Source organism: Kitasatospora sp. NPDC047058 (assembly GCF_040643935.1).
Classification (GTDB): Bacteria; Actinomycetota; Actinomycetes; order Streptomycetales; family Streptomycetaceae; genus Kitasatospora.
In genome coordinates, this window is record NZ_JBEYVJ010000941.1 from 1 (window position 1) to 1,104 (window position 1,104).

Here is a 1,104-nt window from a genome sequence, read left to right on the forward strand (position 1 = left end):
AAAACCGAGCCTGACCCGGCCGTACGCAGACGCCCGAGCGGGGAGCGCCACCGCGCGAACCACGACGTCGCTGCGCCAGAGCCGGGCGCAACACCCCTGGACTACGCGGCGCCCGAGCAGATCTCCGGCCACCCGGTGGACGGCCGCTGCGACCAGTACAGCCTGGGCTGCGTGGTGTTCGAGATGCTGGCCGCGACACCGCCGTTCCGCCGCGAGAGCGACCTCGCGCTGCTCTGGGCCCACCTCAACGACCCGCCGTCGGCCCTGCGCGAGCTCCGGCCGGACCTGTCCGACGCCGTGGACGCCGCCGTGTACCGGGCGCTGGCCAAGGAGCCGGCCCGCCGCTACGCCAACTGCCTGGAGTTCGTGACCGAGCTGCGGGCCGCGATCGCCGGCGCCGCCGCCACCGCGGTGGTCCCGGCCGATCCGTGGCAGTCGGGCGGGCCGCCGACCCAGGTGGTCGCTTCCGGCCGGCCGTCCGCGCCCTCCTCGCCCACCTCGCCGCCGGTCGTCCCGGAGCCTCCGCTCTGGGCGGCCCCGGTCGTGCACCCGCCGCCGCGCTGAGGGGCGGGGGCGCGCCCCCGCCGTCGCCGCACCCTGTGTCCCGTCCCCGCCCCGAACCCCCTTCCAAGGCACGCCCTCCCGACCGCGGAGCCCCCATGAACGCCGTCAGCCAGGTCTTCGCCCTGATCGCCGCCGCGATCCACGTGATCGCGTGGCCGCTGGAGAGCTTCCTGTACGGGCACCCCCGGGTCCGCTACCTGCTCACCGGCAGCACGGCGGACGCGCCCGAGGTCCGGCTCTGGCGGTTCAACGTGGGCTTCTACAACCTGTTCCTGGCGCTCGGCCTGGGCGTCGGCGTGACCGCACTGCACACCGGGCACGAGGCGACCGGGCGGGCGCTGGTCGTCTACGTCAGCGCCTTCATGATCGCCGGCGGGACCATCCTGTTCGTCTCCGAACGCCGGCTGTGGCGCGTGGCCCTCGCCCAGGCGGTGCCACCGGCGGTGGTCCTGATCGCCGACCTCGTCTGAGCCCGGTGGCCTGCCGCCGGCCGGTCACCGCCCGGGCGGCGGGGCCGTGCCCCCGGCGACCTCGCCGGCC

Annotated in this window: 1 protein-coding gene and 1 pseudogene; both read left to right on the forward strand. The window is 76.2% G+C overall.

The annotated features are described in order from the left end of the window. Positions 1-564, forward strand: a pseudogene (locus ABZ885_RS41805) (hypothetical protein); the annotation flags it as partial. Positions 565-659: 95 nt separating this feature from the next. Then, entirely contained in the window at positions 660-1,034 is a 375-nt protein-coding gene (locus tag ABZ885_RS41810; protein ID WP_360200530.1) for a DUF1304 domain-containing protein, read from the forward strand. The last annotated feature ends 70 nt before the right edge of the window (positions 1,035-1,104 follow it).